Here is a 13,319-nt window from a genome sequence, read left to right as displayed (position 1 = left end):
ATGGCTTTGCTTATACTTTTGCCTGGTCCAGCTCCATTGCCCGTTCCAGGGCGGCGTCGATGTTGGGGACAAAGCTGTCCTCCCCCACCAGATCATACAGGCCGGACTTCTGAAACACCGTCATAGGCTGCTCGTTCACGTGGGAGAACAGCACCTGGATATCTTTGGACCTGCACTCCTCATAGAACCGCCGCAGGCTGTTCAGAGCGGTGATGTCCATGGCGGGGACGGCGCGCATCCGCAGGATGAGCACATTCCGTCCGGTATTCCGCTCAATGTGGGGAATCTTATCCGCCGCGCCGAAGAACAGAGGGCCGGTAAACTCGTAGACCATCACGTGGGAAGGCACCTTTTTCAGCCGGCCCTGGTCGTCGCCGCTGTCCTCCACGTACTCCCACTCCTTGACCGTGGAGACATCGGCCATCCGCTTCATGAACAGCAGGCAGGCCAGAGACAGACCCACCAGAATGGCCACCACCAGATCGAAGACCACCGTGAGGAGGAAGGTGACCACCAGCACAGCCACGTCGCTTTTCGGGGAGTGGTTGACCACCTTCACCACCGTCCGCCAGCCGCTCATGTTGTAGGCCACCTGGAAGAGGATGGCGGCGATGCAGGGCATGGGGATCAGGGCGGCGTAGGGCATGAGCAGCACCAGCACCAGCAGCAGGACCACCGCGTGGACCATGCCGGCAACGGGCGACTTGCCGCCGTTTTTGATGTTGGCCGCCGTCCGGGCGATGGCGCCGGTAGCGGGGATGCCGCCGAACAGAGCGGAGGCCGCGTTGCCCACCCCCTGGGCCACCAGTTCCATGTTGGAGTTGTGCCGTGCGCCGATCATCTCGTCGGCCACCACGGCGGACAGCAGCGACTCGATAGCCGCCAGTACCGCGATGGTGAAGGCGTCGGGCAGCACTGCGGAGACGGTGCCGTAGGAGATTGCGGGCAGCGTGAACTTGGGAAGGGCGCTGGAGATGGTGTACAGGTCACCGATGGTGTTTACCGGCAGGCTGAGCAGCTGCACCGCCCCCGCGGTGACAATGACCGCAATCAGGGAGGCGGGGATCTTCTTAAAAAACCTGGGCCAAACGATCAGGATGGCCAGGGCCAGACAGCCCACCCCCACCGCCGTCAGGTTGACGGTGTGGAAGGTGTGAACCACCTCCTCCACCTTCTCCATGGTCTCCACCGGGGAGCGGGTAAAGGTGAGGCCGAAGAAATCCTTGATCTGACCGACCACAATGGTCACGGCGATGCCGGCGGTGAAGCCGGTGGTGATGGTGTAGGGGATGAATTTGATCATGCTCCCCATACGCAGCACACCCATCAGGACCAGCATGATCCCCGCCAGGATGGTGGCGGTGGCCAGGCCCTCCATACCGCTTCGGGCCACGATGCCCGCCACGATGGTGGCAAAGGCGGCGGTGGGACCGGCAATCTGCACCTTGCTCCCGCCCAGGGCGGAGATGAGGAAGCCGGCCACAATGGCGGTGTACAGTCCCTGCTCCGGGGACACCCCCGAGGCCAGGGCCAGGGCAATGGACAGGGGCAGGGCGATGATCGCCACGATCACGCCGGAGATCAGGTCCTTGGAAAAATCCTCCTTGGAATAGTGCTTGAGGGAATATACCAGCTGGGGTGTCAATTCTCGCATGAAGCTCTCTCCTTCCGCATATCAAAACACACCCCTATGATACTGGAAGAAGGAAAGAATTGCAAGCCCCTTTTCTCGTTTACAGGATGATGCAGATCAGCCCGCCGGAGCCCTCGTTGATGATGCGCTGAAGGGTCTCCCGCAGCTTGGTGCGGGCATCCTCGGGCATGCGGTTGATCTTAGAGTTCAGGTCCTCGTTCACTAGCTCGTGAAGGGATTTTCCAAAAATGTTGGCCTCCCAGATGCGGCTGGAGTCCCCCTCATACTCCTGGAGCAGGTAGTGGATCATATCCTCGCTCTGCTTCTCCCCGCCCACAATGGGAGAGACCTCCGTCTCAATATCGGCACGGATCATGTGGATGGAGGGGGCGCTGGCCTTCAGCCGGACGCCGTACCGGCCTCCCTGCTTCATGATTTCTGGCTCCTCCAGCACCAGGGAGTCGATGGGTGGCACCACGATGCCGTAGCCCGTCTCCTCCACCTGCTGGAGGGCGTCGGCCACCTTGTCATAGGCCCGCTTCACCCCGGCCAGCTCGGTGAGCAGGGCCATCAGGTCGCCGTCATCCCCGATGGTAAAGCCAGACTGCTGGGACAGAGTGTTGTAAAACAACCCCCGGGGCAGCTCCAGACAGGCGGCGGACACCCCCGTGCCCAGGTCGATGTTGGAGATGCGGGCGTCGCTGACCACCTCGCAGTCCCGGAAGGAGTTCACCGCGCTGTCCACATCCCGCACCCGGCGCAGCTGGGCGGTCCCCTCTCGGATGGCGCCGTACAGCGCCGCCTTGATGGGGTGCTCCTGGGGCAGGGCGTCCACCCAGGGGGGCAGGAACAGGTCCAGCTCCTTTACCGGGAACTCGTAGAGAACGCTCTTCAGCACGGCGTTGATCTCCTCCTGATCCAGCTCCAGGCAGTTGGCCGCCACACAGGTCACATCGTACCGCTGAGCGATGTCCGACCGGATGGCCCGGGCCCGCTCCGAGGCGGGGCTGGCCGAGTTGAGCAGCACCACGAAGGGCTTGCCCAGCTCCTTCAGCTCGGAGATCACCCGCTCCTCCGCCTCCAGGTAGTCCTCCCGGGGGATGTCGGTGATGGTACCGTCGGTGGTGACCACCACCCCGATGGTGGAGTGCTCGGAGATCACCTTCCGGGTTCCGATCTCCGCCGCCTCCGCCATGGGAATCTCGTGGTCAAACCAGGGGGTGGTAACCATCCGCTCCGTCTCCCCCTCCAGCTGGCCCACCGCGCTGGGCACCAGATAGCCCACGCAGTCGATCATCCGCATCTGAAAGGCCGCACCGCCGTCCACCTGGACCGCAACCGCCTCCTCGGGGACAAACTTGGGCTCCGCCGTCATGATAGTCCGGCCCGAGCCGCTCTGGGGCAGCTCGTCACGGGCCCGCTCCCGGCGGTAGACGTTCTCGATGTTGGGGATGACCAGGGTCTCCATAAAACGCTTGATAAAGGTGGATTTTCCTGTCCGGACCGGCCCAACCACGCCGATGTAGATATCGCCCTCGGTACGGAGCGCAATATCCTCGTAGATTTTGCGATCTTCCACTGCAATTCCTCCTTCGGCTGTGTGAGCCGGTATTTGTTCCTTACAGTGTATGAGACAGGCTGGGGAATATGACAGGAAAAGGGCGCGCTTTTGTCTGTCAGATGTACCTTGACTTTTTGAACGACCGATAATATAATTTATGATATAAATTGAGAATTAGGAAGCGAGGAATATTGTTTTGAAAGACTGGCAGAAATTAATTAGCGCAGTCATCATTGCGCTGGCAATTATAGGAGCGGCTTTGATTTTTGCGGATGCTATTCGCTATTCAGGTGAGGCAATCAATGCGGGATTAATAAGTTTAGGGGTATAGCGTAAGAAATGCTAAACAATATGCTTATACAACAAGGGAGGTAGCGCATATGGGAACGGAAAAGGACCGCAAGGACACCCAGCAAGCCATTCTTTATGAACTGCGCCGTTTGATTAAAAAGAGCGGCAAGGATTACACCAATCAAGAGTTGTGCGATTTGATCGACACCATCGCGGAGGCAAAGGACCAGGAAACCTGATACCGGATTCGAAAACCAAGAGGCAGGCCCAAACGGGTCTGCCTCTTAGCTTTATCGCGTGCTGGGAATCAGGAGCATCCGCCCGAAGGGCAGGGCGTCCTCCTCCAGCTCGTTGGCCTGGAGGATCTGCTCCATGGTGGTGCCGTGGGCCTTGGCGATGTCCCACAGCTCCTCTCCGGGGGAGGGCATCCGCAGCACCACCGAGGGTCGCTGGCCCTCCCCGGCATTCCGGGCCTCTCCCAGCTGGGCGCTGGTCACCGTTGGGACGGCGGTGGTCTCGGTGGTCATGCAGTGGAACTCCACTGTAAAGCGCACCTCCACACCTCCGGCGGCGGGGGCGGCGAAGACCTCCCCAGGACAGGCGCAGAAGCAGGAGCATTTGGCCCCCTCGGGGCACTCCAGCCGGCAGGTCACCGGAAGGGACCGCCGGACACACTGGACCAGCTCATTCTCGTCCAGGTAGAGCACCGTGACGCAGGCTTCTGTGGTGAGGACCAACTCCTTCCCCTCCCGGCTCTGGCGCACCTGGCCCAGGGCGAGCCGGGCGTCCACGATGGAACGGACCATCTCCCCCGTCTCCAGCAGCTCCCGGACGGCCTGGGGCCGCACCGACTGGTCGGTCAGGCTGCACAGGGGCTGGTTCTCCCGCTCCACCTCCATCAGGCTGCTGGTGCTGTACAGGTCCTGGAGGAGAGTCACCGGCCGGCGGCTGTACACCTGGGCCTGAGCCAGCAGCTCCAACGTAACGTCCAGCTCACGGCCGTCTCCTGGGATCTGGTCGCACTGGAGGGAGGCTACCTCCACCTCCACCAGACAGTCCCCCTCCTCTCCGGCGCCCGTCACCTCAATGATCTGGGAGAAGGGCATGGATTCGTGGGCCGCCGACAGCCCGCCCTCCATCTCCTGAAGGAGGAGGTACAGCTCCACCATCCCCTTAAAGATGAGCTTGGAGCCGATGAGCTTGCTCTCGGTACACACCGGCTGGGCCCGGACGGCCAGCAGCACCGGGGACTCTCCGGTCCCCTGGAGCCGCACCTGGTCGGAGAAGGTGAAGGGCTTCTCCTGCACGGCGCACAGCTGGTAGTGCTCCCCCCGGAACTGGCGCTGGCACAGGCCCTCCTCCTCGCTCCCGGTCACGCCGCCGCAAATGGGCCGTTCCACCGGCTGGCAGGCGGTGATGTCCACCGCCAGGTCCACCCGCAGCAGCACCTTCCGGGGGTTGAGGGCCCGTGCCTCGGCAGAGCGTAGCCGGGGCCGGGCAAAGACCGTCCCCCGCTCGGTGAGGCCGGGGGCCTCCGCCTGACAGGTGAAGGGCAGGCCCGCCTCCATCCGGCGCAGGCCGCCGCCCCCCTCGGGCTGGTACAGGATGGAGGCCCGCACCATGCCGGTGACCTGGGCGGAGCCCTCCCTGGCCTGCTTGCCGCTGATGGTGGCCTGTCCGCAGACGTCCACAATGCGCAGAATGTCTGGGCAGGCGTCGGGAACGATGCTCTCCAGGGTCTCCTCCTGGCACAAGGTGACCTCCGCCACCGTGTCATAGCTGATGATGGTATCACGTTCAAATTCCATGGTGTCCTCTCCCTTGTCATAATGTCAGCCTGGCTTTGTTGACACTATATGCCCGGGAATTCCTATGTATGCCCCTTATTTCACCTTAAAGATCCTGCGCAGCAGCCCCCGCAGGCACCGGGGGGAACGTACCACCACGATACCCATGAAAACGCCTCCCCTCCCTGTTGGATTTGCCTTTGACGGCTGTTTCATCCTATGTAGCTCTTGGGAAAGTGTTCCTTGCAAAACGGGAGAAAGGTACGATACGAACTGCAGGATACAAACGGAGGGGGATTGCGGAACATCCGAACAAGAGGGTTGACGGCTTTTAGGACAAGGTGCTGGAGCATGCTTTCAGGCTAAACTCATTCAACAACAGGAAAAAGCCGCCCGGCCGGGCGGCTTTTTCACGATTTGGGGCGCTGGGCTCCATTTCCTGTCAGGACTGGCTCCCGCTGCTGTCCTTTTCGCCGGGCAGAATCCCGACATGCAAACCGTCCTTTGTCTCAGTCTCGATCATCTGGACATCATGGGTCTCCCCGTCATCCGGCTGGACGGTGGTGAACCACTCCCGGTCAAAGCCGCTCTCGTCCATAAACCGCTCCACGGCGGCGGGGTCGGCCTTGCCGGCATCCAGGGGCAGAGTGAACAGGGCACGGGGGCCCTCAAAGCCATTCACAAAGGAAATCGTTCCGTCCTCCGCCATGGTAAAGGTGTCCCTGTCAGGTGCGGTGCCCTGATAGAAGGCCAGGTATACTGTGTGGTCCGCGAACATCTCCACGCTCCGGGTGTCCAGCAGGTAGTAGAGCACCCCGTCCTGTTCCAGGAGGGAGACGCCGGCGCCCAGGGTCCAGTTGTTCACCGACCAGGGGGTGAAATCGGCCACCAGCGGCGTGAAGGTGTAGTCTGTGAGCGGGAAATCCTCCCTGTTCAGCGGGGTCCCGTCCAGGCTCTCCAAAATCATCACCGCGTAGGTGCGGGCCTGATCCGCCTGGCTGGTCCAGCTGGACAGGTTCTCCCCTGACACCAGCCCCGCCAGGGTAACACAGAAGTTCTCCGTCTGCACCGACTGGTCCAGCCGGATGGCGTCCTCGCTCTCAAAAGCCTGGGCCAGCATGGGGTCCCTGTGCTGCTCCGCCACCTGGGCGGGACTGAGCCAGCGGGAGGCGGCGTAGGCGGAAACGGTAAACAGGGCCACCGCAGCGGCGATGGCAACGGCTCTGACAAGACCTCTCTTTTTCATAACAATACACTCCTTTTTTGATTGTGCCTGTTGGCGTACCAGCGCCTCCGTCCGCTCCTGGAAATCGGTGGAAAAAGGAAGGGCGTCCACAGCGCGGCGGTAATCGTCTCGGTTCATTCGATCTCCTCCTTCAGCAGCTCCCGCAGCCGGTCCCGGCCGCGGGCCAGCCGGGTGCCCACCGTGGCGGCGGGCAGACCCAGCAGCGTTCCAATCTCCTTGATGGAATATCCCTCGTAGTAGTACAGGTGGATCACCGCTCCATATTTCTCCGGAAGGCTCTGCACCGCCTGAAGCAGACCAGGCTCCGGTTCCGGGGCGGCCTGCTGGGCCGCCTCCTCCAGCGGAAGATTCCCCCGGTCCCTGCGGCGGCGGATGTCGCTGGCTCGGTGAAGGGTAGCGCGGATCAGCCACGCCTTCTCATGTCCGGCGTCCCGGAATGAGACGGGAGCGGTCAGCAGCCGCAGGAACACCTCCTGCACCGCGTCCTCCGCGTCACTGACGGAGGGCAGACGGGTGCAGGCCAGGCGCAGCAGCATATCGCTGTACTCCCGCACAAGGCGGCATATGGTCTCTTCGGTACCGGTCGGGACCATGGTCCTCAACTCCCTTCACCCTTAACACGGGACACGGGAGGGAAATTTTTCATCCCAGTCAAATTTTTAAAAAAACGGCCTGCCGCAGGCGTGTCCGCCCGCGATAGGCCGTTCGGCTGTTGGGTCAATTTCTGTCCGCATCAAATACGGTCCTGCCCCCCTGGGGCTGGCTGCCCGGGTTGTTATTGATGGTGGCCGCCGCCGCCGCCCGGAACCGGGAGCGGGACTGCTTGATCTCGTCGTAGGCCTCAGCCACCGCCTCCTCGGTGCGGCGCAGGGCGTCCTCGCAGTACTCGTTGGCCGACCGCTTCAGGGCACGGCTGCGCTCCTCCGCCTGACGGATCATGTCGTTGGCCCGCTGCTTGGCCTGGAGGGCCACCGCATCCGCCGCCAGCATCTGCTTGGCCCGCTCCTCGGCGGAGCGGACGATGGACTCCGCCTTCCGCTTGGCGTCCGCCTCCATCTCGGCCCGGCGGGCCATCATCTTCCGGGCCTCGGTCAGCTCCATGGGGAACTGGCTGCGGATATCGTCGATCAGGTCCAGCGCCCGGTCCCGCTCGATCACGCACTTATCTCCGCCGGACAGAGGGGCGTTCTTCGCCTCATCAATCATCTCAAACAGCATATCCAACAGTTCTTCCACACCGCTTGCCATGTGCTCAGCCTTCCTTTCCTTCCATCTCTCTCATGCGCCGGTTCACATCGTCCACGATCTCCCGGGGGACCAGGCCGGTCAGGTCCGTCCCATACCGGGCCATCTCCTTGACGATGGTGGAACTGAGATAGGTATACTTTTCACTGGACGCCAGAAACATCGTCTCCAGCTTGGGGTTCAGGTGCCGGTTGATGACCGCCATCTGAACCTCCTGCTCGAAGTCGGACACCGCCCGCAGGCCCTTGACCACCACATGGGCCCGCCGCCGCTTGGCGTAGGCCGCCAGCAGCTCGTTGGAGAAGTCCACCTCCACATTTGGGAACCGGGCGGTGGACTTTTTCAGCAGCTCTACCCGCTCCTCCGGGGTGAACATCCCCGTCTTTTTGGAGTTTACCATAACGCACACGATCACCTTGTCGAAACAGGCGGCGGCCCGCTTGATGATGTTCAGGTGTCCTAACGTCACCGGGTCGAAGCTGCCCGGATAGATGGCTGCGCTCATCGGTTCACGCTCCCCGCCCGGCGGCAGACGGTCAGCTTGATCTGCCCATACCGGTACTCCCGGCCCGCCTCGTAGGGGGGCTCCAGGGTGGGCGCGGACCAGTCCGTCCCACTTTCGCAGACTATTATACCATGTTCCCGCAAAATGTCAAACCTCGCTATGTTTTCTACGCACTGCTGGAGCAAGTCAGTTTGATAGGGCGGGTCCAGAAAGATCACGTCAAACCGCTCCCCACAGGAGCGGAGGAATGTCTGGGCCTCGCCCTGGACCACCCGGGAGCGGTCCTCAAAGCGGCACAGCTTGATGTTCTCCCGCACCAGACCGGCCGCCTCCGTCCGCTGGTCCACAAAGGTACAGTGCTCCGCCCCGCGGGACAGGGCCTCCAGCCCCAGCTGGCCGGTGCCGGCGAAGAGGTCCAGCACCCGCCGGCCCTCCAGCTCGAACTGGATGATGTTGAACAGGCCCTCCTTCACCTTGTCGGTGGTGGGCCGGGTGTCCATGCCCTTGGGCTCCTTCAGTTTCCGCCCGCGGGCGGAGCCGGTAATGATGCGCATATCAATTCTTCCTTTCCTGGCCAGTGTGAAAGTAGTCATACACCGCCTGGGCGGTATTTTTGGGCACAACCTCCTGGAGCTGCTCCAGGGAGGCGGCCTTGACGGCCTTCACCGTCTTGAAGTGCTTCAGCAGCTGCTGGCGGCGCTTCTCCCCCACTCCGGGTATCTTGTCCAGAACGGAGGTTTTTACGTGCCCCGCCTGGAGCTGGCGGTGGTACTCGATGGCAAAGCGGTGGGTCTCCTCCTGGATCTGGCCGATGAGGGCGAACACCGCCGGGATGGACTGGATGCCGATCTCCCGGCCGTCAGGGTGGACCAGGGCCCGAGTGCGGTGGCGGTCGTCCTTCACCATGCCGTAGGCGGGGATGGACAGATTCAGCATCTCCAGCACCCGGGCGGCCACCTTCACATGCTCGTGGCCGCCGTCAATGAGGAGCAGGTCGGGCTTGTCCCCGAACTTCTCGTCGCCGTCCAGATACCGGCGGAAGCGGCGGGTGAGCACCTGTTCCATGGAGGCATAGTCGTCGGGGCCGTCCATGTCCTTCAGCTTGAAGCGGCGGTAGTCCCGCTTGAATGGCCTGCCGTCCACATAGACCACCATGGAGGCCACTATGTCGCTGGCCCCGGTGTTGGAGATGTCGTAGGACTCCATCCGCCGGGGCGGACCCTCCAGGCTGAGCATTTTGCCCAGGGCCTCCAGCAGCTTGTTCCGCCGCTCTTCGTGGGTGGTGGCCCGCTCCACCTCCTCCCGGGCGTTCTGGTTGGCCAGCTTGATCAGGTCCATCTTGGCCCCCCGCTGGGGGGTGACCAGCTCCACCCGGTACCCCACCTGCTCGGACAGCATCCGGGTGAGGGGCACCTGGTCGGGCAGCTCGCAGGGCACCAGGATCTGCTTGGGGAGCCGGGTGCGGCCCACATAATACTCCCGCATCAGGGAGGACAGCACCGCTCCCTCCTCCTCCTCCATGGGGGTCTCCAGCAGGTCGAAGTCCTTGGCGGCCAGCTCCCCCTCCACAAAGTGGAGCACCACAAAGCAGCTCTTGGCCGTCCCCCGGAAGAAACCGGCTACGTCGGTGTCCGCCAGAGAGGCGGCGATCACCTTCTGCCGCTTGCCCAGCAGCTCGATGGCCCGGAGCCGGTCCCGGAGCTGGGCGGCCTGCTCAAAGCGCAGCTCCTCCGCCGCCCGCTCCATCTCCGCAGTCAGGTCCCGCTGCACGTCCTTGAACCGACCCTCCAGCAGAGACACCGCCTGGGCGACGGCCTGACTGTGCTGCTCCTGCAGCTCGTCCCCCCGGCAGTAGCCGTCGCACTTGCCCATGTGGTAGTTAAGACAGGGCCGCTCCTTGCCGATATCTCTGGGGAACTTCTTACTGCAGGAGGGCAGCCGCAGGGCGGTGCGCAGGGCGTCGATGATCCCCTGGGTGCTGTGGCGGCTGGCGTAGGGTCCGAAGTACCGGGCGCCGTCCTCCGCCGCCTTGGCGGCCAGAGAGAACCTGGGGTACGCCTCCTTGGACAGCCGGATATAGGGGTAGCCCTTGCTGTCCTTCAGCAGGATGTTGTACCGGGGCTGATGCCGCTTGATGAGGGAACACTCCAGCACCAGGGCCTCAAACTCGCTGTCTGCGATGATCACGTCGAAGTGGTCGATCTGAGCCACCATGGCACGGGTCTTCTCGGTGTGGCTGGCGGAGTCCTGAAAATACTGGCTCACCCGGTTTTTCAGCGCCTTGGCCTTGCCTACGTAGATGACGGTGCTCTGGACGTCCTGCATGATATAGACGCCCGGCTTCAGCGGCAGGCTGTGGGCCTTGTCTTTCAATTCGTCAAAGGTCATAGCATCCTCCTTAACATCAAAAAAGGCGCCGCAGCGCGGCGCCTTTCATGATGATGTTGCGGTGCTTACTCGGAAAAATCGGAAGAGATCATCTTGTACAGAGCTTCAACCGCTTCCTTCTCGTCGGGACCATCAGCGATCAGCTTGATAGGAGTGCCCTTCACGATGCCAAGAGACAGAACGCCCAGCAGACTCTTTGCGTTGACCTTGCGCTCCTCCTTCTCCACCCAGATGGAACTCTTGAACTCGTTGGCCTTCTGGATGAAAAATGTAGCGGGTCTGGCATGGAGACCGACCTGGTTGTTTACGACGGCTTCCTGACTATACATATCGCGTACCTCCGCCCTATTCATTAGGATGTGTGCTAAGCATAGCAGATTTATCCCGGTTTCGTCAATGGATATTTGCACAAATATTACCGCAATTTTTGCCCGCTTTTACGGGATAAATTATCGTTTTTACCCCATTTTTCCTTCACAATGCAGGGAAAACGCGATTTTTTTCTATTTTAGCTCCATTTTCGAAACAATTCCACATTTGTTACAAATATGAAATTTTTTGACGGTTTTTACTCCCTTTCTGGCATGATCCAAACAACAAATCGTCTTGTTTTCCAGTTTCATCCAATCCCGCCTCCCTCTGAGCGCCCCTGCATGCGGAAGCGGAATGGATCGCATCAACATATTTCCCGCGCCCTGTGACCATTTTCCCTCGGGGATCGTTTTATCTGTGAAAGGAGGTCAAAGCATGAACCAAACGATCAGCGCCCACCAGTTTGAGGCGGCCTATGATACTTACAGCGGCGCGGTCTTCCGGCTGGCCATGGTCTACCTGGGCCAGCAAGCCGACGCCGAGGATGTAACCCAGGAGACCTTTCTCCGCCTGCTGTACCGCGCTCCCATCTTCGCGGACCAGACCCACGAAAAGCGGTGGCTCCTTCAGGTGACGGCCAACCTGTGCCGGGACCAGCTCCGGGGCTTCTGGCGCAAACGAATCACCGAGCTGGAGGACACTCTCCCCGCCGCCGCCCAAGAGGAGCGGGACGCCCTTGACGCAGTGATACGTCTGCCGGAGAAGTACAGGCTGCCCATTCATCTCCACTATTACGAGGGCTACTCGGTGGCCGAAATTGCCGAGATTCTGAAGCTGGGCCAGTCAGCGGTGAAGATGCGCCTGAAACGGGGCCGGGAGCTGCTGAAGATCGAATTGGAGGGTTCCATATGAACATCAACGACTATCGCCGGGCGATGGATCAGCTTGTTCCAGACCCGGAGCTTAAGGAGCGTATTATGATGCAGAAACGCACAAGAAACTATGTCCCGGTCCGCCGGGCGGTCAAGGGCATTCTGGCGGCGGCCCTGGCAGTGGCCTGCCTGCTCACCGCAGCTCTGGCGGCCAGCCCGGAGCTGCGCACGGCGGTGCTGTCCTTCTTCCGCATGGAGGAGCGGGAACAGGTGCCCAGCAGCAGCGTCAGCCCGGGCGGTCCCGACATCAGCAACGCAGAGATCGGCAATCTGGTCAAGGCCCAGTACATCAAAATGGACAGCCGCCGGTACGGCTTCTCCAACGGCCTGCTCACCGACCTGACCTGGGACGAGGACTGGAAAACCCTCCTGGACGCCAGGTTCTGGGAGCCCCGGGACGGGGAGCTGATCCCGGTGGAGGTGGACATGCACACCGCCCAAGTGGATGTCACCTTCCGGGATATCCGCTACCAAGGGGAGTTCTGGTGGTTTATCTACGACGGGAGGCTGGACTTCTTTACCGGCGACAACCGCGCCTGGGACGAGGAGGGTGAGCACGCGTGGGACTGGAATCTTTCCTCCGTCCCCGGCCGCACCGATGTGCTGTTGCTCCGCCTGTCCACAGGGACACAGATGGATTATACCGAGTACCCCTTCCTCTACCATCTGGACACCGGCGAGGCGGAGGACATCCTGGCGGGCACCGGAGTGGACAAGCTGGAGTACGCCTACGGATGGGATTGGTCGGAGAACATGCGCCGAGCCATCATTCTGTGCGACAACCGGCTGGGGATGTCCCAGACCTGGTTCTGCGACCTGGACGCTAAAACCCTGGTCCAGGTGGATGAGTTGGCGGACATCGAGATTTACACCGCCGCCTTCGCAGACAATGACACCTTGATCCTCCACAGCAGCACCATAGACGAGAGTGGAGTGGCACAGGATGTTGCCTGTTATTCCTATGATATTCCAACTGGCCGTATAATTCAAACGCTGGGCCGGACCCCCTACTATCGCAGCTGGGAGGAGGGCTCCAGCGGCGTGGAGATGTCAGGAAGTCGCTGTGTACTGATCTCTGAAGACGGGCAGGCCCGGGCAGTGGACCTGAAGACCGGAGCGCAGACCCTTCTGGAGGGTCTGACCTTCCATCAAAATGACAACCTCCAGTTCAACCTCTCCGGAAACAGGCTGCTGTACTTTTCCATGGATTCCAAAACGGACGGCCTGGGTATCTCCCAGATTGGAGTGGCCGACCTGGAAAAGGGGGTTTTCTTCGCCTTCGACCGGGAGGGCTATGAGAACCTCCACGAGGGCGGCATCGGCTGGGATGACGACAGCACCGTGAGCATCCGCGCCAGCACTCTGGACGATCAGACACAGTATTTGCTTTTGTATCAGTTTTAATGAAAAAAGCGGCCA

General features: G+C 61.4%; 14 protein-coding genes. 4 read left to right on the top strand and 10 right to left on the bottom strand.

Annotated elements, in window-relative coordinates:
- Nucleotides 1–10: 10 nt before the first annotated feature.
- The gene (locus VV088_RS05230) at nt 11–1,654 is read right to left on the bottom strand and encodes a SulP family inorganic anion transporter (protein WP_334599713.1); all 1,644 of its coding nucleotides are present in this window, start codon (nt 1,652–1,654) and stop codon (nt 11–13) included.
- A gap of 79 nt (nt 1,655–1,733) precedes the next feature.
- Entirely contained in the window at nt 1,734–3,212 is a 1,479-nt protein-coding gene (spoIVA, locus tag VV088_RS05225; RefSeq protein WP_334599712.1) for a stage IV sporulation protein A, read from the bottom strand.
- Between the two features lie 178 nt (nt 3,213–3,390).
- Between spoIVA and VV088_RS05220 the strand changes: the two genes are divergently transcribed.
- Nucleotides 3,391–3,525: a hypothetical protein gene (locus VV088_RS05220; RefSeq protein ID WP_334599711.1), complete on the top strand. Its 135-nt coding sequence runs from the start codon at nt 3,391–3,393 to the stop codon at nt 3,523–3,525.
- 49 nt (nt 3,526–3,574) lie between these two features.
- Entirely contained in the window at nt 3,575–3,724 is a 150-nt protein-coding gene (locus tag VV088_RS05215; RefSeq protein ID WP_334599710.1) for a hypothetical protein, read from the top strand.
- Nucleotides 3,725–3,775: 51 nt separating this feature from the next.
- Here the strand turns inward: VV088_RS05215 and VV088_RS05210 are convergent, their stop codons facing one another.
- The 8 genes from VV088_RS05210 to VV088_RS05175 form a co-directional block, all read right to left on the bottom strand.
- The gene (locus VV088_RS05210; protein ID WP_334599708.1) at nt 3,776–5,293 is read right to left on the bottom strand and encodes a DUF3794 and LysM peptidoglycan-binding domain-containing protein; all 1,518 of its coding nucleotides are present in this window, start codon (nt 5,291–5,293) and stop codon (nt 3,776–3,778) included.
- A 421-nt stretch (nt 5,294–5,714) separates the two neighbouring features.
- Complete coding sequence (locus tag VV088_RS05205) at nt 5,715–6,635, bottom strand: hypothetical protein (protein WP_334599706.1); 921 nt, start codon at nt 6,633–6,635, stop codon at nt 5,715–5,717.
- A complete protein-coding gene (locus tag VV088_RS05200; protein ID WP_334599705.1) occupies nt 6,632–7,111 on the bottom strand; it encodes an RNA polymerase sigma factor in 480 nt (159 codons plus the stop codon). Before VV088_RS05200 ends, VV088_RS05205 begins: the two co-directional genes overlap by 4 nt.
- 124 nt (nt 7,112–7,235) lie before the next feature.
- Entirely contained in the window at nt 7,236–7,766 is a 531-nt protein-coding gene (locus VV088_RS05195) for a hypothetical protein (protein ID WP_334599704.1), read from the bottom strand.
- 4 nt (nt 7,767–7,770) lie between these two features.
- Nucleotides 7,771–8,268 (bottom strand): pantetheine-phosphate adenylyltransferase, encoded by a 498-nt coding sequence (coaD, locus tag VV088_RS05190; protein ID WP_334599703.1) that lies wholly within the window; start codon nt 8,266–8,268, stop codon nt 7,771–7,773.
- Nucleotides 8,265–8,822, bottom strand: coding sequence for a 16S rRNA (guanine(966)-N(2))-methyltransferase RsmD (rsmD, locus tag VV088_RS05185; RefSeq protein ID WP_334599702.1), 558 nt, complete (start codon nt 8,820–8,822; stop codon nt 8,265–8,267). Before rsmD ends, coaD begins: the two co-directional genes overlap by 4 nt.
- A gap of 1 nt (nt 8,823) precedes the next feature.
- Nucleotides 8,824–10,656 carry an excinuclease ABC subunit UvrC gene (gene uvrC / locus VV088_RS05180; protein ID WP_334599701.1) on the bottom strand — a complete coding sequence of 611 codons (1,833 nt, stop codon included), beginning with the start codon at nt 10,654–10,656 and terminating at the stop codon, nt 8,824–8,826.
- 65 nt (nt 10,657–10,721) lie between these two features.
- A complete protein-coding gene (locus tag VV088_RS05175; protein ID WP_023347782.1) occupies nt 10,722–10,985 on the bottom strand; it encodes an HPr family phosphocarrier protein in 264 nt (87 codons plus the stop codon).
- A gap of 418 nt (nt 10,986–11,403) precedes the next feature.
- On the opposite strand from VV088_RS05175, the gene VV088_RS05170 reads away from it, so the two are divergent.
- Both VV088_RS05170 and VV088_RS05165 read left to right on the top strand, forming a co-directional pair.
- A complete protein-coding gene (locus tag VV088_RS05170; protein ID WP_334599700.1) occupies nt 11,404–11,880 on the top strand; it encodes an RNA polymerase sigma factor in 477 nt (158 codons plus the stop codon).
- Complete coding sequence (locus tag VV088_RS05165; RefSeq protein ID WP_334599699.1) at nt 11,877–13,304, top strand: hypothetical protein; 1,428 nt, start codon at nt 11,877–11,879, stop codon at nt 13,302–13,304. Before VV088_RS05170 ends, VV088_RS05165 begins: the two co-directional genes overlap by 4 nt.
- Nucleotides 13,305–13,319: the final 15 nt, after the last annotated feature.

Origin of the sequence: Lawsonibacter sp. JLR.KK007 (assembly GCF_036941135.1) — a bacterium.
Lineage (GTDB): Bacteria > Bacillota > Clostridia > Oscillospirales > Oscillospiraceae > Lawsonibacter.
The sequence above is the reverse complement of the archived record's forward strand: the minus strand, read 5'-3'. Positions and strand labels throughout refer to the sequence as shown.

Coding starts and splice junctions, on each gene's coding strand:
- VV088_RS05230 (WP_334599713.1), bottom strand. CDS start 1,654: ATGCGAGAATTGACACCCCAGCTGGTATATTCCCTCAAGCACTATTCC.
- VV088_RS05215 (WP_334599710.1), top strand. CDS start 3,575: ATGGGAACGGAAAAGGACCGCAAGGACACCCAGCAAGCCATTCTTTAT.
- VV088_RS05210 (WP_334599708.1), bottom strand. CDS start 5,293: ATGGAATTTGAACGTGATACCATCATCAGCTATGACACGGTGGCGGAG.
- VV088_RS05205 (WP_334599706.1), bottom strand. CDS start 6,635: ATGAACCGAGACGATTACCGCCGCGCTGTGGACGCCCTTCCTTTTTCC.
- VV088_RS05200 (WP_334599705.1), bottom strand. CDS start 7,111: ATGGTCCCGACCGGTACCGAAGAGACCATATGCCGCCTTGTGCGGGAG.
- VV088_RS05195 (WP_334599704.1), bottom strand. CDS start 7,766: ATGGCAAGCGGTGTGGAAGAACTGTTGGATATGCTGTTTGAGATGATT.
- coaD (WP_334599703.1), bottom strand. CDS start 8,268: ATGAGCGCAGCCATCTATCCGGGCAGCTTCGACCCGGTGACGTTAGGA.
- rsmD (WP_334599702.1), bottom strand. CDS start 8,822: ATGCGCATCATTACCGGCTCCGCCCGCGGGCGGAAACTGAAGGAGCCC.
- uvrC (WP_334599701.1), bottom strand. CDS start 10,656: ATGACCTTTGACGAATTGAAAGACAAGGCCCACAGCCTGCCGCTGAAG.
- VV088_RS05175 (WP_023347782.1), bottom strand. CDS start 10,985: ATGTATAGTCAGGAAGCCGTCGTAAACAACCAGGTCGGTCTCCATGCC.
- VV088_RS05170 (WP_334599700.1), top strand. CDS start 11,404: ATGAACCAAACGATCAGCGCCCACCAGTTTGAGGCGGCCTATGATACT.
- VV088_RS05165 (WP_334599699.1), top strand. CDS start 11,877: ATGAACATCAACGACTATCGCCGGGCGATGGATCAGCTTGTTCCAGAC.